Origin of the sequence: Vibrio hannami (genome assembly GCF_029589055.1) — a bacterium.
Classification (GTDB): Bacteria; Pseudomonadota; Gammaproteobacteria; order Enterobacterales; family Vibrionaceae; genus Vibrio; species Vibrio hannami.
In genome coordinates, this window is the sequence record NZ_JARQZP010000007.1 from 1237957 (window position 1) to 1261225 (window position 23269).

A 23269-nucleotide genomic window follows, 5' to 3' on the forward strand; every position below is an offset into this window, starting at 1 on the left:
CTCGAAATAAAATCTTATATTGGCTTAGTATATATTATCGTATTTATTGAAAATACCACTTGGTATGGAGGTGCACCGAGTTATCCTGCAGAAGTGCTGCTTTATTCACCCATCTGTAGCTATTGTGCTGATCTCCAAGTGGTAGTTTTAGCTCGTCTGTTTTGACTTCTAGCACATAAGCAATCGCAACGTAGTGAGTACCAAACTCCTCACCAAATACGTAATCGTCGTAAAGATGAGTATAAGGCCCAAGTAAGCAAGCTTGTTCCATACTATATTCTTTACCCAGCTCTTCTTTGGTTAGCCTTTTAAAAGCATCTTCCAGCTTTTCATTTTTTTGAATTCGACCACCAGGCACAAACCAATACCCCTGAGCCGGACGGTTTAACCTCAAGCCCAGCAAAGCTTCTTCGTTCTCGTTAACAACAACCAGATCGATAGACACCAAGGGAGTGGATTTAATAACCGTAGAGAAGGTTTCTTTTTCCAAAAACATCGCATAACCTCGTTCCCACGGTCCCCGTGGGAATGCATACTCGAACCAAAGAACATACAACAGTTCCTCTAAGCACAGTATTCATTACCACACAGAGCATGGTAACGAGCGTAGTTGCAGTCTGACTCCAGATTCCTCCAACACCTCGTTCCCTCGGTCCCCCGTGGGAATGCATACCAAACCTAAAAAGCTCCACCGAAACCATCAAGTACTGTATTCATTACCACACAGACCATGGTAACGAGCGTAGTTGCAGTCTGACTCCAGATTCTTCCAACATCTCGTTCCCACGGTCCCCGTGGGAATGCATACTCGAACCAAGAACATACAGCAGTTACTCTAAGTACTGTATTCATTACCAAGCAGAGCATGGTAACGAGCACAGTTGCAGTCTGACTCCAGATTCCTCCAACACCTCGTTCCCACGGTCCCCGTGGGAATGCATACTCGAACCAAGAACATACAGCAGTTCCTCTAAGCACAGTATTCATTACCACACAGAACATAGTAACGAGCGCAGTTGCAGTCTGACTCCAGATTCCTCCAACACCTCGTTCCCACGGTCCCCGTGGGAATGCATACTCGAACCAAGAACATACAGCAGTTCCTCTAAGCACAGTATTCATTACCACACAGAACATAGTAACGAGCGCAATTGCAGTCTGACTCCAGATTCCTCCAACATCTCGTTCCCACGGTCACCGTGGGAATGCATATCAATGGTTAAGAGAACGTATATTATTTCCGGTAGTTATCCTGATTCGCCAGGAACCACTCGTAAGTCAGCGCCAGACCATCTTCCAACGTAATACTCGCCTTCCAGCCTAGACTCTCAAGTCTTGAAACGTCCATTAGCTTACGTGGTGTTCCATCTGGCTTAGAGGTATCGAAAACGATCTCACCTTCAAAACCCACAACCTTAGCAACAGTTTCAACCAGCTCTCGAATAGTGCAATCAATACCAGTACCAACATTAATATGGCTAAGCATCTGTTCGGTATTTGCCTGATACGTTTCCGTATCAAGGTTCATTACATGAACACTGGCCGCTGCCATATCATCAACATACAAAAACTCACGCATAGGCTTACCAGTACCCCATGCAACCACTTCAGCATCACCCGCCAATTTTGCTTCATGAAAACGACGAATCAGTGCAGGAATTACATGGGAGTTCTGCGGATGAAAATTGTCATTCTCACCGTACAGGTTGGTCGGCATTACTGAACGATAGTTACGTCCATACTGCCTGTTATAAGATTCACACATCTTAATGCCAGCAATCTTAGCAATCGCGTATGGCTCGTTTGTTTCTTCCAGTGTACCTGTTAGCAGAGCGTCTTCTCGCATTGGTTGCTCTGCTAACTTAGGGTAGATACAAGAAGAACCCAAAAACAGCAGGTCCTGAACACCCGCTTTGTGCGCACTATGAATCACATTGTTCTGAATCATCAGGTTTTGGTAAATAAACTCTGCTGGGTAAGTGTTGTTAGCGACAATACCGCCCACCTTAGCTGCAGCCAGATAAACCTGTTCAATTTGCTCTTGTTCAAAAAACGCCTTTACCGCCGCCTGATTGGTTAGATCCAATTCCGAAAAATCACGCGTTACAATTTCAACATCATCAAATTTTTGCAGCTGACGACAAATCGCAGAGCCAACCATACCTTTATGACCAGCAACAAATACTCTTTTCTTTTCCATTCTTAAAACCCGTTCTGCACAGTTCAACAGGCTCAGCTACAAACCGCTATAACCTGTAACCTGTAACCTGTAACCTGTAACCCAGCCTACCCTTCTACAGATACACTTACATCGTAACCATGCTCTTTAAGTAACGCGTGCTGACGAGCCTTCTTAAGATCTTGCTCTATCATTTCTGCACACATTTCCTCAACAGTAATCTCGGGAACCCAACCTAATTTCTCTTTTGCTTTCGCTGGATCGCCCAATAGCGTTTCTACCTCTGCTGGTCGGTAGTATTTAGGATCTACACGAACAATTACATCACCTACGCTCAATGCTGGAGCTTTATCACCTTCAATCGCTGTAATGGTAGCGATCTCATTTTCAGCTTCTCCAGAGAACTCCAGAGTAATTCCCAGCTCTTGAGCCGAGATACGCACAAACTCACGTACAGAAATTTGTTTGCCCGTCGCGATAACAAAGTCTTCTGCATGATCCTGTTGAAGCATCATCCACTGCATACGCACGTAATCTTTAGCGTGTCCCCAGTCACGTAGAGAATCCATATTACCCAGGTACAGACACTTCTCTAGTCCAAGAGAGATATTAGATAAACCACGTGTAATCTTACGAGTTACAAAGGTTTCACCACGGCGTGGTGACTCGTGGTTAAATAGAATACCGTTACAAGCATACATGCCGTATGCTTCGCGGTAGTTTACTGTAATCCAGTAAGCGTACATTTTTGCTACAGCGTAAGGAGAACGCGGATGGAAAGGTGTGGTTTCTGTTTGCGGAATTTCCTGAACCAGGCCATAAAGCTCAGAAGTTGATGCCTGATAAAAACGCACTTTCTTTTCCATACCGAGGAAGCGAATAGCTTCTAGCAAGCGAAGTGTACCCATAGCATCCACGTCAGCAGTATATTCCGGTGCTTCAAATGAAACAGCAACATGAGATTGTGCACCCAGGTTATAGACTTCATCTGGCTGAACTTCACGAATAATACGTGTTAGGTTAGATGTATCCGTTAAATCACCATAATGTAGGAAGAAGCTTGGGTTCTCTTCATGTGGATCCTGGTATATATGATCGACACGTTCAGTATTAAATAGCGAAGCACGACGTTTAATACCGTGAACTTCATAGCCTTTTTCTAATAGAAATTCTGCTAGGTACGAACCGTCCTGGCCCGTAACACCCGTGATTAGAGCAACCTTTTTTGACATTTTTATATCCTAAGAATAAATAGAGGCCCGACGCGATAATTCGGGAAATTAAATTTGTTTAGATTAGTTAAGAAATAAATTTGCAGTTTGAAACAAACAAATAAGAAATTAGCTTTCGTTAGAGTTGACTGGATTAGGTTTATTGAATAACCTTGCTTTAAAAAGTTGTATAGAAAAATGATAAATAAAGCGAGGATTCTGTTTTAAGTAGCGCTTCCACAACCTTTTTGGTTCACTAGCTAGCCTAAACGCCCATTCTAGTCCCGCTTTTTGCATCCACCTCGGTGCGTGCTTTTTACTACCTGAAATGAAATCAAATGCGGCGCCAACGCCTAACATCACACAACTTAATGAATCTTTATGTTGCGCCATCCATCTTTCTTGTTTGGGGCATCCAATCCCAACAAACAGAACATCCACTTCTGCATTATTAATATCATCTATTATGTTTTTGTCTTCTTCTTCAGACAGAGCTCTAAATGGTGGTGAAAAAGAATAAGTAATAGATATACTTGGATAGGATTTCTTTAGAACTTCGATGACTTTATCAAGTACTTCGTCTGATGACCCTCCATATAGACCAATTTTAAGATCACTAGTATTACTTAATTCACACAAGGAATTAGTTATATCCTGACCCCGGACTTGTTGTGCTTCTTTATGACCTAATAGTTTTTGAGCCCAATAAATAGGACGACCATCTGGAATCACTAGATCGGCGCCATTTACAACTTCTCGAAACTCTCTAGAATCAAAAGTTTCCATACACATATGGACGTTTGAAACACATATATATTGGCCTACAGTGCGTAATCGCACATACTCTGAGATTTTTTTAATTACTTGGGCAGTATCGACAACATCGACAGTCATTTTGATTATCTTAGTCATATAGGTCCCTCAGTCTTTATATTCTTCAAACTTCTTCATACAGCTCAATGATAGCTTTATTTACTACCTTTTTTGAAAAATGCTTATTTTTTAGCATGGATGCGTTTTGAGCCAACTTAGTTCTAAGTTCTTTACTTCCGATAATTATTTCCAAGTTTTGCGTGAGCATTGTCAAGTCGCCCGGTTTAAAGATGAGTGCATTTAATCCATGTTCAAATAAGTCTGGAACGCCACCTACATCGGAAGTAATAATCGGCAACTCGTAAGCTAGAGCGTCTAATATTGCCATTGGGAATCCTTCAGCATAGCTGGGCAGACAAAACACTGACGCTGAAGAAAAGTTGGCTGTCTTTTCTTCATTTTTCACCCAACCGAGAAACTCTACATTATGCTCAACTCCATTTTCTCTGGCTATTTGCTTGCCTAACTCTATATTTCCATTTCCGGCAAACTTGAGCTTCCAATTTTCACTATTTTTTAAGTTAGAAAAAGCTTTTATAAGATCAACAAAACCCTTTCTTTGATTAAGTGTACCAGCGAAAAGAATTGAGTTTTCTTTAAAATTTAGTATTGGTGTATTCACTGGCATGCAAGGATTATATATCACGTTAACATCAATATTACCACCAAGAGAATTTTGCACGATCTTTTTCCAATAAGGGGATAGTACAACCACTTTAGAAGACAATTTAAAAACAATGTAATAAAGAGGCTTAAAACGGGATTTAATCGTCGTTTCTGGGCTAAAAGAGTGAAAATGAATTATTATCTTTTTTCTGGCAAAAAAGGCTGGAAAAATATAGAAGCATTTTCTAACCAAAGAAGAAGGCTCACTTAAGTGTACGTGAAAGATATCATACCTCAAAAATATGGTATAAAACTTAAATAGTGACTTAACAAAAATCAATAGTTTGTTTTTTATGGTGCTATCAATGTGTGTTTCCAACCAATAGCATCCATACTTATTCCAAAATTCACATTGCTCGTGCGACTTTACTACTGATGTTATTCCACCTCTTGTTGACCTTGAGGTAGATATGACTAATACCTTTTTAACCATTCAAAACCCTAACTTTATTTTCATTAACAACAGTCAACCCGGAATCGATAGTTTTCAATATAGTAGTTCCAGCCCCAATAATAACATTACTACCAATTGTTATATCGCCAACTAATACTGAGTGCGCACCAATATCAACGTTATCACCAATTATAGGAGCCTTACCATTATTGTATTTTATACCAATGGTCGTAGATTGACGCATCGTCACATTTTTCCCAATTATTACGCTTGGATGAACAACTACACCAACACCATGGTATAGCACAAACCCTTCACCGATCGAAACACGTAGTGGTATATCTATTCCCAGTATCCACTGGACAGTTAATTTATATAAAAAACTCAAAGGAAAAAATAACACCTTTGTGAATATGCTCACTTGAGATAATCTGCATATCCTAAACAAAATAATAAATATTAAACCTTTAGTATTACCTTTGTTACGAACGATGTCTCTTACTAAATGATTCTTCATCTATGTTGTCACTCTCATACTTAATAAAATAAAAAATACTAGCAAACAGTATGTTTAAAACAAATAAATTACCGCCTTGAACCAGGTTAAAAATCACATAAATAACTAGTACCGAAAGTGCAAAAGAATAATGCTTACTTGATTTATGCGCCTGCAAAAATGAAAATAAACTTATAAAAAACAACACAAATAAAGTAAAACCAACAATACCGTGGTGGTTAAGTGCATCGACGAAAGCGTTGTGAGAAAATATTCTGAGCCCTATCAGTTCTTCCATTCTTATCATTGAACTCTCCTTGCCCACTCCCCAAAAAATTGTTAACAAATCTGAATTAATTATCTCCAAGATATTGTAATATGAGAAAAGTAACCTTCCAGAACCTATGCGTTCGTACCAATACTGCTCTACATATATATTATTGTCATAGATCCTCGACATAAATATTTCATTGGATGCTAATAAGGTCGACACTATTAATAAGCTTACTGTCAAAATAAGTATATACTTTATGTTGAACCTATAAAAACTGAAAGTAAAAACCAATACTCCGACAAGTAACATCAGCCATCCCGTTCGAACATAAGTCATATAAACGAAAACACTCGAAATAACGAACAATAATAAATAAGGGTATGTTTTATTTGACTCAGAGTACCTATATAAAAAATATACTGAAGATATAGATGTTAATATTCCGGTGTTATGTGATTTCTGAAAAACTCCTACTAATCCGCTAGTCTCCATACCTAACAATGCGAGTGAATAACCATCAGAGATAGGCTCTAAAATATTAAGTACAAATGGTACACTTGAAAAAACAATAAATAAACATAACGTATCCATGACAAAAATAGGTTGAACTGCTCCTCTTTTTTAGAAACTTTTGATATAGAATGCAAAGCGGTAAACCATAAAGGTAACGAAATCACCAAAAAGAAATCAGAGAAAGTGGACATTGGAAAATCAAATAAGTCACTAGATAAGAGTTGCTTAAACGAAAACATATATAACACAAATATAAATAGTGGAAATTTATAAAGCCTTAATATAGACACCAGCATTAACAATAAAATTAAGCTAGGTTTCCATATCTGAGAGACTTTAATTCCACCTAAATTATATGAATCTAAGTAATGTAATATGAACAACAATACAATAATAAAACTTGTTGTGACATGTTTCTTTTTTAATTGGAGCATACGATAGTGTGATATGACTTCTTTGCAAAATATTTAATTACTGTTTTGACCCTGTTGTTCATGATCAATTCAAAAACTTCATTAGTTTTAACATCAACTTGAGGATATTCATACAGTTTTTCTAATAGTGCTAGTTTAGTTTTTCGATCACTATTGGAGTGATATTTAGATATTAGCCTTGCATAGGCTAATCTGATTTTTTTTGATTTTGAACTGCTTATTCTTCCAGAATTGTGTTTTGCATCAACAATGTAAGTTTTTTCATGAATATTATATAGGGGCCCAAAATTTTTTGAAATCCTTATCCACATATCCCAATCTTGCCAAGCAGGCAGCTCTTCATCAAACAACCCAGAATCAACAAAATACTTCTTTTTAGTGAATATCTGATTGCCTATTTTGTTTTCTGAGACAAGTTCATGATGAAAAGCTTTATCAGCTCTAGTCGTATTTTTGTACTTACCCTCGCCGACCAGGTATTTTTCGTCATCAAATAGCCCAGACATAGCATTATTATCTAGTCCACTTTTTTCAATAAGTTTCCAGTGTTTAACAAATTTTTCAATCCTATCAAATTCAAAATAGTCGTCGTCATCTAGACCAGTAACATATTTTCCTGATGACATTTTGATAGCTTTATTTCTAGCTGCACATGCTCCTTTAGATTCTTTACCAAGTATAATTTTTATTCTTTCATTTTTGATTTGTGATAGGTATAGGTGAGTGTCATCTGTTGAACCATCATCAGACACAATAATTTCGATATTTTTATATGACTGAGAAAGTACTGATTCAACAGCTCTTTGCAGTAGATCAACACGGTTTTTTGTTGTTATATATACGGAAACCAAGTCATTCATAAATAGAATTCCTATTAAACTATAATAAATAAAAAACACCTGATAAAGCTAAATATAATTTCTATAATATATTAACGATAAGGGCATGTTTATATGTATTTTCAAGAATATTGCTTTATTAAAAAAGTAGTTAAATAGTGTAAGATTAAGAAACTCACAAATTAATATGCTATAAGCTGCACCGACCAAACCATATGTAGACACTGAGTAATAGCTAACACCTAAACTAATAATGGAAGAAAGTACGACTTTTTTCATCAAATATTGAGCACCTCCTTTCATTGAAGTCAATACTCTGTTATTAATGAACGTTAAAGTTGAACACAGTGCTGATAATGACAATAACCAAATAGAACTAGATGCAACACTATATACATCACCGTATGCTAAACTAACCAAAGTTTCTGAAGCGAGGCCAAGAAGAACGATAATTGGGATGGATAGTAAAATCATACACAAATTAACAAAACCATAGCCTATCACCTGATTCTCTTCCTTGTCTTGCATAACTCTAGATATCAAAGTGATCCCCACAGATTGAGGAAGAAACAACCAAAAGTAAGAAAGTGTAAAAGCAACAGTATAAATACCCAAGGACTCAAATCCCATTACAATACCTAATACAAATTCGTTTACTTTGACATATATGAACGTACAAACAACACTAACTAATAACGGCAAACCTCTGATAAAAAAGCTTTTAGCGTAAACCGTTCCCTTATTTACTTCGACAAGGCCGAATTTATTTTTCTTATAAAAAAAACAAATTAAGCCTTCTATAAAGTACGGAATAACAAAATACCAAAAATTGGCTGTTATTAACACTAACAACAACCTCAAAGCTAATGATGTCGCTTTTGAAAGCATTGAACCTATTGCATTATATCTTGAATTTAATGAACCATTAAAATAATACTGATAAGTATCTAAACCTAAGAACATGTGAGAAATAACTACTAAAACAATAAATAATACATCTTCTAGATCATATTCAAGTGCATAAAGAGCAATGGCTGTCATTGTCGTAAATAGAAGAAAGGCACAAACCCTAAAACTTAAAGAGTACTGTATATAGATCCTTGCTCTTGTTGGTTTTTTTGCAGCTAAGTTGTAAATTATATGGCTTGAACCCCACTGGCTAAAGGCGACTGCCATACCAGAAACCGCAACGCCAAATGATAGCTTGCCTAGAGTATCTGGTCCAAGATATCTTGCCACTATAATGGAAACAATAAATCCACCAAGAATAAGAAACATTTTATCAATTAACAACCAAATAATATTGATTATATGCTTATTACTAAACAGCCTTTTATTTATCATTATATATTACAGCTCTTCTATACTGATAATCATAATTATCTGGCCTAGAACCTTTTTTAAATATTAGTTCTTTAAGTTTATACTTTAGACTTCTATTTTTTATACCAGGGTGCGGCATATTTTTATTTTCAACTATTCTTAACTCTATCGCTCGTTCGTTCTTAATACCGGTTAGAATGTACCTTCCTTCATTAGCACTTATTTTGAAATCACGTATTTCAATGGGAAGAGACTTCTCTCGATAACCTTTAAAGTTTTCATATTCAAAAAGGTATAAAATAATAGGTCTAAGAGACCACAACGAACTACCTGAACAGCTATATTCGTTAAAAAGTCTTTCATCGTCATTCAGCAGTCCTTGGCTCAGAATGGATTTGGAGTTCTTTTCGTATCTCCAATAGTGTTTCCAGATAACATTCATCGCTCGTATAGCCACGCCTTTAGGTACTATATCTTCTTTATAAATCGCACCAATCAATAACGGTACAGAGATCGCATATTTATAGCACGCGCTTCTTCCATAAAAAGGAATCCCATTGGGTGATACAAAATGTTTATATTGACTTAAAAACGTTTCAAAACTTTCATCAATGAATATAGAATATCTATTTTGATTGATTTTTAACAACCAGTAAATCGCATAATAAAATCCCCATGCATTATAGTAGTCAAAATTCCCATTGATTCCATCTCGAAACCAACCTTCACTATTCCTAAAAGACAACAATTTATCATAAATATCTTGTCTAAATTCTACTTCGGCCCCTAATTCTAAAAGAACCTCCATGATAATGAGTTTAAAGAACAACCAATTATTCTCTACGGTTTCTTTATATAGTGCTTTTTTTAACCAAGATATAATATTTTCTTTGACATCATTATTTAAACTTGACCATACCGTGTCCTTAAGTATCCAAATAGACAATGCAACATCACACATTTCAACTATTAGTTGGTCAAAATCTTGTGGGTCACCCCAATAACAAGCGCTAGCTCTGTCAGTTGCGGAACTCACGACAGCTGTATACATATCTATCAATTGTTCTTTAGAATGTCTCAAACATAACTCTTCATGTCGCTTTATACAAACAGACAATAGCGGCAGTATTCTTGCTACAGACTCTATTGAGTCAATTTTCCTGTTTTTATTACTGATAAAACCAGGATATGATGCATGGCTCCCTTTTAAAAACGAATATCTCTCGTATACATCTAAAATGTAGCTAATTACTGTATTACAAATTCCAATCGAATCTAGCCCTTCCAACTCCTCCGGCTTAGCTAGTTCATTTGCAAACTTATTACAGCTATCTAAGCTGTAATACTTATACCTGTTGATTTGTTCTTTAATTTTTCTATACACAGTCATTTTTATCAAACAGAATTTAGATATAGTAATTTTATTAACGAACAATTAAATAACTCACACTAACGCGAATAACTAAATCATAAGTTAAATGTTTTTGAATCATTTCCAACACGACATCAACCCATATCAACACCGTAATTATATTCGCCATACCCATATTCTTTCTGAGCAGCCTTGCTATTCACCTGATTAACCACCACACCATCAATAGTAATATTGTGACTAATTAGTTTAGACATGGTCTTTTTAATTGCATCTTGTTTGGTTGAGTTTGCTTTAACAACAACTAATGCCTCATTAGTTAGCTGGCTGATAATGAGTGAATCACTAACAGGTAGCGTTGGAGGAGTATCTATTACGATCTTGTCGAACTGCTGCTCAAGGGTATTGAGTAGTTCAGCAAATTTAGGGGAACTTAATAGTTCCTGTGGGTTAGGTGTTAGCATACCTGCTGGTAATACGGTTAAACCCGATTGCTCATCTTTAAACAGGCAGTCTTGTAGTTCAGTGCCCATTAATAGATGGTTGGTTAAACCCTGCTGATATTTTTTAAGACCAAAGCGCTCCGCAACTGAAGGCTTGCGTAAGTCACCATCAATAAGAAGTACGTTTTCAACCTTAGCAAAAGACATTGCTAGGTTGATAGCAACTGTTGTTTTTCCTTCCGCTGGCAACGAAGAGGTAACAGAAATTCGTTTATGTTGCTTGTTCATAAAAGCAAGCATTAATGAGGTGCGAATAGAACGAATAGATTCGCTAAAGCTTACTTCGTTTTCATCAAAGAATACTGTGTTATCCAGTGGCTTTTTCTTAAAGCGTTTGGCTTTAATTTGAGGGATTCCTCCAAGAGGAATCAATCCAAAACGTTCTTCAAAGTTTTTCACTGATTCAATAGTATTTTTCATTGCATCCAGGATAAACACCATCACTACTGCAAAGCCAAGACTTGCAACAAAGGCTAATGCTACAATCAGCTTTTTCTTTGGTGCACTAGGTTCCTGAGGAATCAGTGCTTCATCGGTGAACCTTGCATTTGCCGATTCAAAATCACTGGTTGCGGTAGTTTCTTTTTGGCGATTCAGGAAAACATTCAGTACGTTTCTGTTGGTTGCTACTTCACGTTTCAGCGCTTCGTACTTACTCTTTTTAACCGTAATTTCCTGAAATTCCCCTTTACGGTTATTTATTTCCTGAGTAATGAGTGATTCTTGCTTACGAACTGCCTGCAATTCTTTACCAATACCATTGATTAGTTTTTTGGTAATTGAACGAGCTTGTTCCTGAACTGATTTCAGTTTTGCATTGGCCGCTTTCATTTTGTCGTGTTTAGGGCCGTAACGTTTACTTAACTCGTTTACTTCGTTTACTGCATCAATTTCTGCTTCACGAATTGCAATTACTTGTGGGTGCGACGAAATACTCGGAATGGCGGATAAGGAGGCAACATCTGTTACGTTAATCGAACGAAGCGCAGTATATGCAGATTCTGTTTCGATGCGTCTATCACGCACTTCTGCAAGGCGTTCTGTTAAGTTTGCCAATTCTTGGCTCGCTAATGATTGAATACCGCTGTCGTCAATCAATTTTTCTCTTACTAAGAAGTCAGATAATGCCTTCTCTGATGCAGCTAGTTGATCTTGTAGTTCAACCAGGCGAGTAGTAATCCAGCTAGAAGCGTATTCGGTAGTAGAGATTCGTGCTTCCAGGTTTATATCGATATATGCATAGCCGATTGCGTTGGCGACTTTGGCAGCTAGCTCTGGGTTTTCCGAAGTAAAACTGATTTTCACTAGTTGGGTTTTGCGAACTGGCGAGATAACAAGGTTATCTTTAAACGCTTTTAATACTGATTGTCGAATTGATTCTTCTGACGGCGCTTTGTTCAGGTCGGTATTTAGCAGAGACGCAACTAGAGGTATTGCTTTTATTTCATCTACAATTGATTTTTCGGTACTAAGTGAACCATTAAACTCTTCAAGTTCTGCGATCTTAAGATCTTGAATAACCTTCTCGGCTATCTGGTTAGACTTAAGTATTTCAAACTGTGTTAGATAGTATTCGGCCTGGCTGGAATCGATTCCTACAACTTCTTCAATTGATACTACTTTTTTCTCTTGCGCTTCGATAAGTAGTGTTGCAGTTGCAGTGTATTTAGGAGTGATAGACAGTACTACCAATACGGCGATACCTGTAACCAACACGGCAAATAGGAAAATGGATAACCAGCTTTTTTTAAGAACTCTGAAATAGTGGCTTAGGTCTATGATCTCTTCTGAGTTTGTTTTGTTTTCTTCTAACAACTGTTGCATATATGGCCTGGGTTAAGGTTCGTATGCATTCCCACGCGGAGCGTGGGAACGAGAAAGTGATTGTTTGAGTTTAGGTTGTACACATTCCCACGCGGAGCGTGGGAACGAGAAAAATGTCCTTGGGAACGAGACAACTTTTCCACGTGCTTTAACTAGATTCCGTACTATACTCGTTCCTCGTTATACGGAATGACGTAGTAAGTTAGAGCTGCATGCGTTCCCACGCAGAGCGTGGGAACGAGACAACTTTTCCACGTGCTTTAACTAGATTCCGTACTACGCTCGTTCCTCGCTATACGGAATGACGTAGTAAGTTAGTGCTGTACGCATTCCCACGCGGAGCGTGGGAACGAGAAAAAATGTCCGTGGGAACGAGAAAATGGCCGTGGGAACGAGGCATTACCGTTTTACCAGAAAGAACTTACTACGTAGATGGTGTCGCCGGGTCTTACTTTTTCGGTTAACTCAACTTCACCTTTGTTTTTTAAGAAGTCCTGAATCTGTTTTTGACTCATGCCTTCTAGTTCGTTTTCTTGCGTTAGGTAAATACCTTTTGTTTTGCGGTATTTCGCTAAAAATCCGCCTGCCAATGCGATGGATTTTTCAACTGTTAGTTCAGGCTCGTATTCGTAAGCACCTGGTTTGTTTACTACACCATTTACGTAGATGTTTCGGTATTTCACTATGCTAACGGTTACTTTTGGGTCGATAAGGTAATCACCTCTTAAACCGTCCGCGATAGCAACCTGAACCTGTTTTAATGTTTTACCCTTAGTGCTAATGCTGCCAAGGTATGGATAATCGAAGTTTTGTCGGTTATCGATAACCATGTTTTCAAAGGTAAGGTCTTCTTCCCCATAAACCGAGATGCTAATAGTATCCCCTGCTGAAAGGGTATAATCGGAGGCATAACTAGCCACTGATATAAAGGTTAAGCAAACTAAAAATAGTTTTGTGATCGTCTTTAACATCTTGTGTTTAATCCTGGTGTTGTTCTTGCGAATCTTGTTTTTGGGCGCAACTTACCACTCCCCATGCACAGGAGATAAAGGGGTATTGTTCTGGTTAAGTGAAACTAATAAGCTGTTTTACCGACAAAGCCTTTGAATACGGTCAGGAACACAATTTTTATATCCAACCAAATTGACCAGTTCTGGATATAGGTTAAATCGTACTCTACTCGTTTTTCCATCTTGTCCAGGGTGTCGGTTTCGCCACGGTAGCCGTTGATCTGTGCCCAGCCAGTAATACCTGGTTTAACATGGTGTCTGAGCATATATTTGTCTATAAGGCCACGGTACTCTTCGTTATGTGCTACGGCGTGCGGGCGTGGTCCAACAATGGACATCTGCCCTGTCAGCACATTAAAAAATTGAGGGAGTTCATCAAGGGATGTGCGTCGGATAAAGGCTCCGAACGGGGTAATGCGGGGATCATCCTTGGTTGCTTGTTTTACAACAGGTCCATTGTCTGTTGAACGCATGGAACGAAACTTCCACACTTTAATTGGTCTTCCGTCTAAACCATATCTGTCTTGCTTAAAGATTACCGGCCCTTTAGATGAGAGCTTAACGCCTAATGCAACGGCTGCTAACACAGGACTGATTAATACAATGATGATTGAGGCTAATACTACATCTTCAACGCGTTTTATCATTGAAGTAAAACCACGAAATGGAGTGTCGTGGACGCTTAAGGTGACAACGTTTCCAACGTTTTTCCAGCGAGAATGCATTAAATCAAAAGTAAAAAAGTCTGGAACAACATGGACATGAGCATTTGAGTCAGCAAACGCATTTAGAATTTGCTTAATACGCTTAGCGGCTTCCATTGGTAGCGCAATATACACATTCTTAACGCTACGGTTTTTCGCCATTCTTAATGCGTCATCAATGTTGCCACGCATCGCTGCAGGCAATTTACTGGTGCCGACACTTTCGCTTAATCGATCCGGCGTTCTATCATCATAAAAACCAAGCAGGTTTTCATCAATATGCTTGTTTGTCTTTAGCTCGTTTGCCAACAATATTCCGGCACGTGTAGCGCCAATGATGATGGACTTATCTTTATAGGAATCTCGAGGACGAAAATATCGCGGAAGCTTAAATACACAGCAGCGCCAGAACAATAACGAAAGAGGAGTAGCTACAAACCAAAAACCAAGAACCACGCGTGAGTATGCTTCACCGATCTTGAAGAAGAAGCCCATTCCTAGTGAAACGGCTACACAGATAAACCAGGTAGCGAGAATGGTTAGAATGATTTGCTTGAAAGAGGAGTATTTATGATTTTGGTAGACACCAAGAACTTCAGAAACTAATGAATAAGCGACAACTACCACGCTTAAAATTAATTGGTATAAGGGAGAGAATGCGCCTACGTATATTGACGAGGCAGCAATTAGAAGAGCACAAATTGTGAATATATCGACAACGCGATATATAAGCACCGACTCTTCCCCATGGTGCTTAATTCGATTTCCATATCCCACAGCAATTTACCTAGCTCATAATTTTGATTTAAGCATGCTACCGCCCTTAGGTTCAAAGCTCCTACCATGCTTAAATCTAGACAACCAAATGTCATTCCAATGGGTAATTAGCCAATGGAATGCTCTATTACGTTCGTTAGTGTTCTTTCTGTTCGATACTTAATAATTAAGGGGAGAAGCATCAACACTACAATTTATTTCTTTTGTTACTCGTAGCCACTCATTCAACAGGTGGCTCGGCATTTATAATGAACATAAATTATTACAACTTGAATATATACTCAAGCCAAAATTATGTGCCTAGATTATGATACATAGGAGACATTGATTTCAATCAAGGCGTGATATGCTGCCCAAAACACTGTCTCAAATTCTTATTTTTAAGACATAATAACATCAGCATCACTATAAGTAATTGATTAGTATAAGCACTCCAATTTGGCTTTTAACTGATAGATTTATTTATCTGAATACATTTCCCATCAAGTTCCATCAAACTTAGCTTCGAACTAGAATTTATTATTGATGTTTTAATTAGTTAATTATCATTTTTGAGACAATTTGTTTCCAAATACAAATGTATTTTATAAATCCCTAATGTAGTAAGATATATTTATCAGTTTCAAAGCTCTCAACTTCAAGTAGTTATATTCTCATTACTATCATTAAGGTTTTTAATGAGATTATTGCCAATTAATTCTGGCTTTAATTTTTGTTTGAATACAGGCTTGGAAGGGAAGTTTAGATGATGTGAGAAGTAAGAGAAAATAGATCCCTGCCTTCGCAGGGATGACGAATTCAAAACTTATGGATGACTAATTCAAAACGTATGGTTATTGAACTTTCCATTGTGAAAGCGAACGTTTGAAATCTTCGTAGCCAAATTCGTTTAATAACTGAATATCGCCGTTTGATCTTTCGCAATAAATGGAAGGCATTTTTAAACCATTAAACCAGTTAAGCTTAACCATGGTGTAACCAGCACTATCCAGTATATGTAACTTTTGCCCTATCTCTAGTGGCTTATCGAATCGAGATACACAGAATTGATCACCCGCCAGGCATGAACACGAACCAATTACGTATTGGTGGCTCCCCTGCTCTGATGCTTCTAATATCGATGCTGGTTCATCGTAGATTAACGTATCAAGGCGGTGCGCCTCTGTTGCAGAGTCTACAATTGCCGTCTTCATTTCGTTTTCTACGATGTCTACCACAGTCACAACCAAATCGGTTGTTTTGGTGATAATGGCTTCACCAGGCTCAAGATAGAGCTGTACACTATGTTTCTCGGCAAATGCTTTTAACGCTGCGCCTAGCTTGTCGATATCGTACCCAGGCCAGGTAAAGAACACACCACCACCCAGGCTTACCCAGTCAAGCTTGTTCAGATACTTGCCGAACTGGTTAGAAATAGAATCAAGTAGTGAAATAAAGGCATTCACATCTTTGTTTTCACAGTTCATATGGAACATAGCGCCATTGATGTTATCGAATACCTCTGGATTAACATGATCTGCTTGTACACCTAGCCTTGAGTACTTACGCGCCGGGTTTGCTAAATCCTGCCCTGCGTAGCTCACCCCCGGATTTAAGCGAAGGCCAATCGAGGCTTTGCCTTCTACAAGGTGGCGGTAAGCAGCTAACTGTGACTGTGAGTTGAAGATCATTTTGTCGCAGATATCGGCAACTTCGCGTACGTCGTCTTCACTATACCCAACGCTGTATGCGTGAGTTTCACCACCAAAGGTTTCGTAGCCAAGCTTTACTTCGTAGGGGCCACTGCTTGTTGTACCGTCGAGATATGGTTTTATGATGTCGAATACACCCCATGTTGAGAAGCATTTCAGGGCAAGTACGAGTTTCACACCTGAGATTTCTTTTAGGTGTTTTGCTTTTTCCAGGTTCTGAATCAGCTTTTCTTCATTGATCATGAAGTATGGGGTTTTTAGGTTTTGGGTGGTTATTTTGTTGTTCATGTTTGGCTCTGGTATGCATTCCCACGCAGAGCGTGGGAACGAGTATGTGCAGGTAACAGGTAACAGGTAACAGGTAACAGGACTATTTTAGGATTTTGATATCCGGCTGGCCTACTTCCAGTTCCTGAACGTGCCAGTCCAGGCCGATCTCTGGCATGGTTTCCAGGAATGGATCTGGGTCTAGCTGTTCCATATTGAATACACCCGCTTCTGCCCATTTTCCACTGGAAGTACTGAAGTGCAGCGGTAATAGCGGGTACACCAGTTGTGTATGAGATAGCCTGATGCTCTACATCATCATATGCGATTTCGTGGTCAGCGTTGTTGTAGATAAATACGCTGCGCTCTTTGCCATCTTTTTTACCCTGTACCCAGGTACCGATGCAGGTTTTACCCGTGTAACCCGGAGCCAGTGAAGTTGGGTCTGGAAGCATCGCTTTCAATACATGCAAAGGCTGAACAACAGTACCATCATGTAACGTTAGCGGATCTGGGCTTAGAAGGCCGATATCGCGCATGCAGTTAAAGTAGTTCAGATATTTGTCACCAAAGCCCATCCAGAATTCGATACGCTTAGCCGGGATAAACTCCTGCATAGAACGCACTTCATCGTGTGCCATTGAGTAAACCTTGTGCTTACCAACTAGCGGGAAATCAAACTCGAACATACGAGAGTGACAAGGTACTTGTTTCCAGTCGCCCTCTTCCCAGTAGAAAGAGTCGCCCTGAATCTCAAGCATGTTGGTTTCCGGATCGAAGTTGGTTGCGAACTTCTTGCCGTGGTCGCCTGCGTTTACATCCATCACGTCGATAGTATCGATTTCATCGAAAAGGTGCTTAACCGCGTATGCAGCAAACACACTTACCACGCCCGGATCAAATCCAGCACCCAAAATACCTGTGATGCCCGCTTCTTTAAACTTGTCGCGGAACTCCCACTGCCAGTCATACGCTTGTGGCACTTGCTGGCCTTCAGAACACAGGTCTACCGCTACAGAAGTATCCAGGTAAGACACCTTCGCCTGAAGACACGCTTCCATAATGGTGATATTCACCCACGGAGGACCTGCGTTAATAACAAGATCTGGTTTTACTTCTTTAATAAGAGCAACCAGAGCTTCAACGTCGTCTGCGTTTACCGCACGAGCTTCCAGTTTCTTTGAAGGATCTTTCAGGTTGTTTTTGTTTTTGATTGACTCGATGATCTTCTCACACTTGCTGATTGTACGAGATGCCAGAGTAATATCGCCTAATACATCGTTATTTTGCGCCGCTTTATGAGCAACAACCCATCCAACGCCACCTGCTCCGATTTGTAAGATAGACATAGTATTTATTCCTTATAGAGAAGTTGCCAGCTCATTTGCCAGCGAATCAATGTTTGTTAGTAGTTTCTCAAAGTCTGATAGCGTCAGACATGGATTCAAAATCGTAAATTTCAGTGCAGATTTGCCATCAACCGTAGTTTCACCCAGAACAGCAACTCCTCGCGTTAATGCCTCGATACGTACTTTCTGGTTAAGCGCATCAAGTTGTTCGCCGTTTGCACTGGTTGCTCTGAATAGCACTGTAGAAAGAGACGGTTTCGCCAGAAGCTCGAAGCCGGCATGTTCGTCAACCATAGCAGCGACTTGCTGAGTTTGCTCAAGCAGGTGATCGTACATTTCCCCCAATACCTGAGGGCCAACGTTCTGCATGGTCATAAAGACTTTAAGCGCATCAAAACGCTTGGTTGTTGCAATAGATTTATCAACCAGATTTGGTAGTTCGTCATGCTCACGGTTCAGGTAATCAGCATGATGAAGCAAGTACTTAAAGTTGGCTTTATCTTTAATAAGCACCGCACCACAACTGATGGTTTGATAGAACAGTTTGTGGAAATCAACACTAACTGAGCTAGCACGTTCAATACCCTTTAGGCGTGATTTCGCGCTACTCAGAATAAGAGCGCCGCCATAAGCGCCATCAACATGTAGCCAAAACTCGTTTTGCTCAGCTACATCTGCCAGTGCATTGATATCATCGATAGCACCGTGATCGGTTGTGCCGGCTGTTGCGACTAAAGCGAAAGGAATAAGCCCATCTTCTTTTGCTTGCTCTACTGCTTGCTTCAAGGCATCAACTTTAATTGTGCCATTTTCGTGTGTATCCACGCATAGAACGGCACGCTCACCCAAGCCCATAATTGAAGCGGTTTTCTGAACGGTAAAATGCGATTTTGTCGAACAGATAATTCTTAGTTTTGACCAGTACTCTGGCAGGCCATCTTTTTGAATCGAGTGACCGGAAATCTTGTCAGCAATCCAGTCGCGAGCAAGCAATAAGCCCATCTGATTCGATTGAGTTCCGCCACTGGTGAAGATGCCATCAGCTTTTTCGCCTAGTTCGTAAACCGTGCATAACCAATCAACCACTTTTTGCTCAACGTACGTAGCAGCCGATGCCTGATCCCAGGAATCCATAGACTGGTTAAGTACCGCAATAATCGCTTCAGCAACAATAGCTGGCATTAACGGAGGCGTATGCAGGTGCGCGATGCAATCGGGATGCTGGGTAATAATTGAGTTTTTCGCCACCAGGTTAGTCGCAGTATCAATTACCGACTTAAGATCCTGATTTCCCATACCTAAATCGATAGCGTTGACGGCACTTTCTAGCTGCTTTGGGTCCATACCTGAATAAGGCTTATCAAAGTCTTCAAATAGTGCTTTCAGGTTGGTATTGGTATGCGCCATCACCTCGGCATATTCATCCGCACCATTTACACCGGTATGGATAAAGTGCTGATTCCAACTTGAGTTCTCTTTTTTCACCAGTTTATCTACCGACATCAGTTTTTACCGCCAGAAACAACGATGGCTTCTTCAAGAGTGCGCAAAGCGAAGTCAATTTGTTCTAAAGAGATAGTCAGCGGTGGCAGAAAACGAATAACCGCGCCTTCGCGCCCACCCTTTTCAACCATCAGGCCTCGTTCAAGGGCTGCTCGCTGGATGTTTAGTGTCAGTTCCGAATCGGCTTCCGGCTCACCAAATCGGTTCACTTCACCGGTTGGCTTTTTGATTTCGACACCCAACATCAGGCCTTTACCGCGAACTTCAGCGATACAATCTACACGTTCCTGGATTTTTTCCAGTCCCATACGTAGGTAGTTACCAGCAATGTTAGCATGCTCAACAAGGTTGTCGCGTTCAATAATTTCCAACGCTTTTGCACCGGAAACCATCGCAAGCTGATTGCCACGGAAAGTGCCTGTGTGCTCTCCCGCTTTCCAGGTATCAACACCTTTATTGAAAACAAGCAGAGACATTGGCATACCGCCGCCAATAGCTTTTGAAAGACATAGGATGTCTGGAGAAATGCCTGATTCTTCAAACGCAAAGTTGAAGCCAGTTTTACCAACGCCACATTGGATTTCATCGAAAATAAGTAAGATGCCATGCTCATTACAGATACGGCGAAGCTCTCTTAGCCAGAATGCAGGAGCAGGAATCACACCGCCCTCACCCTGTACTGGTTCAACAATAATTGCGGCTGGTTTCATGATGCCTGCTTCATCGTCGTGAAGCATACGCTCGATATAACGGATACTCTGCTTAGCACCCTCTTCGCCACCCATTCCAAATGGGCAACGCAGGCTATATGGGAACGGCATAAAGTGCACATCAGACATCAGTCCGGTGCGGCGTGCTTTGGTGTTCAGGTTACCCATCATCCCCATAGTTCCGTTTGTCATACCGTGGTAAGCACCACGGAACGCAAACATGGTGTTGCGACCGGTGGTTTGCTTGGCAAGCTTAATAGCCGCTTCTACCGCATCGGCACCTGAAGGGCCACAGAACTGAATGGCTGCATCTTTTGCAAAGTCTTCAGGCAAAAACGCCTTCACCTGTTTGATATATCGATCTTTTACTTCGGTAGTAATGTCCAGTGTCTGGTACGGCAAACCAGAATCAAGCTGATCTTTTAGTGCCTGATTAATTTCCGGATGGTTGTAACCAAGAGCCAATGTGCCAGCACCTGCTAGGCAATCCAGGAAAAGCTGACCGCGAGTATCCTCTACTAAAGCGCCATAGGCGCGCTTAATAGCAAGAGGAAGACGGCGTGGATAAGAACGAACTTCGGATTCGTGCTCTTGCTGATCAATTAGCAGCTGATCCAACGATAAGTCGTAAACACCTTCAACTACTGGTGTTTCCGCATTAAATGGGTTGATATTTTTATCAATTTCCAGCTCTAAAACTGTGCTCATAATATTGACCTTAATAGAGAATATGTCGTAGCTGCGCCGATTAATATGAACGGAAAACAGCAAATGACCCGAGCTCGTTGTTGCAATAAACGAGGTACAGGCAGACGATTAGCCTAGGCTAATAATTTGATTTTTCAGCAGATCAAGGTTCAGTAATAATACTGCAACTAGGAAGAACGAAGCTGATTTTGAAATTTGATTGAATTGAAAACAATGTTGGGTTTCCTATAAAAGTATCCCGTCTACTAAGCATGGGTTTTGCTTAGTACCTACCCTACGAAAAGTCACCAGCCTTAAGGACTTTCCGCGTATCCCCCAGAGCTCTGTCCGAGATTGCGCGCGAGTTTATACAAAATGAGAGATTGATGCAATAGTTGTGAGTGGGTTGTCTGGAATATCTTCTTAGAAACTGTCATCCCGGAAATTGCCTAAGCAATTGTCCGGGATCTTACTTGCTTTCCTTGAAAGTGTTTTTATTTGATTCCTGCCTTCGCAGGCCCGTGGCTAGCGGAGTGAAGGGGTAAGCTGGAATAATGGGAAATAATTAAGGTTTGTATGTATTCCCACGCAGAGCATGGGAACAAGGAAGCGTTCGTGGGTTGGACTCTATTTCTGATAGAAGTCTTTATACCAGCGGACTAGATCTGCGACGCCTTCTTGTACTGATACTTTGGCTTTGTAGCCTGTTGCTTCAAACAGATCACTGGTATCCGCATAGGTTTGGTAAACATCGCCTGGCTGCATTTCGCGGAAGTTCTTTTTCGCCACGATACCTAGCTCAGCCTCGATAGTTTCAACGAACTTCATCAGGTTTATAGGGGAACCATGGCCGATATTGTACACCGAATAAGGCGCTGAGCTTCTTGAAGGGTTGCCCTCTTCGACTGTCCATGAGTTATCGCGCACCGGAACCACATCGGCGATTCGAACAACGCCTTCAACGATGTCGTCTACATGGGTAAAGTCACGCCACATATCGCCTCGGTTATTAATATCGATGGTTTCACCATTGATAATTTTTCGGGTGAAGATAAATGGTGCCATATCTGGTCTTCCCCAGGCACCATAAACGGTAAAAAAACGAACGCCTGTTGTGGGAATATCGTAAAGGTGGGAATAACTATGCGACATCAACTCATTGGCTTTTTTGGTCGCAGCGTATAACGAGACTGGGTGGTCAACGGAGTCTGAAGTTGAGAAAGGTACCTTGGTATTTAATCCATAGATGGAACTGGATGAGGCGTAAACCAGGTGCTTAACCTTGTATTGCCGACAACCCTCTAGAATATTGAGGTGGCCGACTAGATTGGAATCAGCGTAAGCGTGTGGATTTTCCAATGAATAACGCACACCAGCTTGCGCTGCTAAATGAATCACTCTATCGAACTGATTATCAGCAAAAAGCTTGTCTATTGCGCTTCGATCAACAATGTCCAGTTTAATAAAGTCAAACAAAGAAGATTCTATTCGCTTTAGGCGGGCGTGCTTTAACGCAACATCGTAATAGTCATTAATATTGTCGATGCCTATTACATCATGACCCCGGGCAGTTAGCTTTTCTACTATTGCGCTACCTATAAAGCCAGCGGCACCTGTCACTAAATACTTCATGTTGCGTCCCTTCTATAAGCTTAATCCATGCGTGACTA

At 40.1% G+C, this 23269-nt stretch carries 15 protein-coding genes and 2 pseudogenes; all 17 read right to left on the reverse strand.

What is annotated here, in order from left to right:
- Nucleotides 1-43: 43 nt before the first annotated feature.
- The gene (locus tag P7F88_RS20115) at nt 44-496 is read right to left on the reverse strand and encodes a GDP-mannose mannosyl hydrolase (protein WP_277827675.1); all 453 of its coding nucleotides are present in this window, start codon (nt 494-496) and stop codon (nt 44-46) included.
- Between the two features lie 738 nt (nt 497-1234).
- Nucleotides 1235-2227, reverse strand: coding sequence for a GDP-L-fucose synthase (fcl, locus tag P7F88_RS20120; RefSeq protein ID WP_277827677.1), 993 nt, complete (start codon nt 2225-2227; stop codon nt 1235-1237).
- 59 nt (nt 2228-2286) lie between these two features.
- Nucleotides 2287-3411 (reverse strand): GDP-mannose 4,6-dehydratase, encoded by a 1125-nt coding sequence (gene gmd, locus P7F88_RS20125; RefSeq protein WP_277827679.1) that lies wholly within the window; start codon nt 3409-3411, stop codon nt 2287-2289.
- 108 nt (nt 3412-3519) lie between these two features.
- Nucleotides 3520-4302 (reverse strand): WecB/TagA/CpsF family glycosyltransferase, encoded by a 783-nt coding sequence (locus P7F88_RS20130; protein ID WP_277827681.1) that lies wholly within the window; start codon nt 4300-4302, stop codon nt 3520-3522.
- A 25-nt stretch (nt 4303-4327) separates the two neighbouring features.
- Nucleotides 4328-5248, reverse strand: coding sequence for a glycosyltransferase (locus P7F88_RS20135; RefSeq protein ID WP_277827683.1), 921 nt, complete (start codon nt 5246-5248; stop codon nt 4328-4330).
- A gap of 106 nt (nt 5249-5354) precedes the next feature.
- Nucleotides 5355-5840, reverse strand: coding sequence for a serine acetyltransferase (locus P7F88_RS20140; protein ID WP_277827685.1), 486 nt, complete (start codon nt 5838-5840; stop codon nt 5355-5357).
- Complete coding sequence (locus tag P7F88_RS20145; protein ID WP_338405570.1) at nt 5806-6684, reverse strand: O-antigen ligase family protein; 879 nt, start codon at nt 6682-6684, stop codon at nt 5806-5808. The genes P7F88_RS20140 and P7F88_RS20145 overlap by 35 nt, the downstream gene beginning before the upstream one ends.
- A gap of 343 nt (nt 6685-7027) precedes the next feature.
- Nucleotides 7028-7900, reverse strand: a complete 873-nt coding sequence (locus tag P7F88_RS20150) for a glycosyltransferase (protein WP_277827687.1) — start codon at nt 7898-7900, stop codon at nt 7028-7030.
- Nucleotides 7901-7948: 48 nt separating this feature from the next.
- Nucleotides 7949-9223: an oligosaccharide flippase family protein gene (locus tag P7F88_RS20155; RefSeq protein ID WP_277827689.1), complete on the reverse strand. Its 1275-nt coding sequence runs from the start codon at nt 9221-9223 to the stop codon at nt 7949-7951.
- Nucleotides 9213-10637, reverse strand: a complete 1425-nt coding sequence (locus tag P7F88_RS20160) for a DUF2264 domain-containing protein (RefSeq protein WP_277827691.1) — start codon at nt 10635-10637, stop codon at nt 9213-9215. Before P7F88_RS20160 ends, P7F88_RS20155 begins: the two co-directional genes overlap by 11 nt.
- A gap of 71 nt (nt 10638-10708) precedes the next feature.
- Nucleotides 10709-12901, reverse strand: a complete 2193-nt coding sequence (locus P7F88_RS20165; RefSeq protein ID WP_277827693.1) for a GumC family protein — start codon at nt 12899-12901, stop codon at nt 10709-10711.
- A gap of 407 nt (nt 12902-13308) precedes the next feature.
- The gene (locus P7F88_RS20170) at nt 13309-13872 is read right to left on the reverse strand and encodes a polysaccharide biosynthesis/export family protein (protein WP_277827695.1); all 564 of its coding nucleotides are present in this window, start codon (nt 13870-13872) and stop codon (nt 13309-13311) included.
- Nucleotides 13873-13976: 104 nt separating this feature from the next.
- A complete protein-coding gene (locus tag P7F88_RS20175) occupies nt 13977-15350 on the reverse strand; it encodes an undecaprenyl-phosphate glucose phosphotransferase (RefSeq protein WP_277827697.1) in 1374 nt (457 codons plus the stop codon).
- 875 nt (nt 15351-16225) lie between these two features.
- Entirely contained in the window at nt 16226-17371 is a 1146-nt protein-coding gene (gene nspC / locus P7F88_RS20180) for a carboxynorspermidine decarboxylase (RefSeq protein ID WP_277827699.1), read from the reverse strand.
- A gap of 82 nt (nt 17372-17453) precedes the next feature.
- Nucleotides 17454-18699: pseudogene (locus P7F88_RS20185) on the reverse strand (carboxynorspermidine synthase).
- 12 nt (nt 18700-18711) lie between these two features.
- Nucleotides 18712-21620 (reverse strand): annotated as a pseudogene (locus P7F88_RS20190) (diaminobutyrate--2-oxoglutarate transaminase family protein).
- Between the two features lie 606 nt (nt 21621-22226).
- Complete coding sequence (locus P7F88_RS20195; RefSeq protein ID WP_277827701.1) at nt 22227-23231, reverse strand: NAD-dependent epimerase; 1005 nt, start codon at nt 23229-23231, stop codon at nt 22227-22229.
- Between the last annotated feature and the right edge of the window lie 38 nt (nt 23232-23269).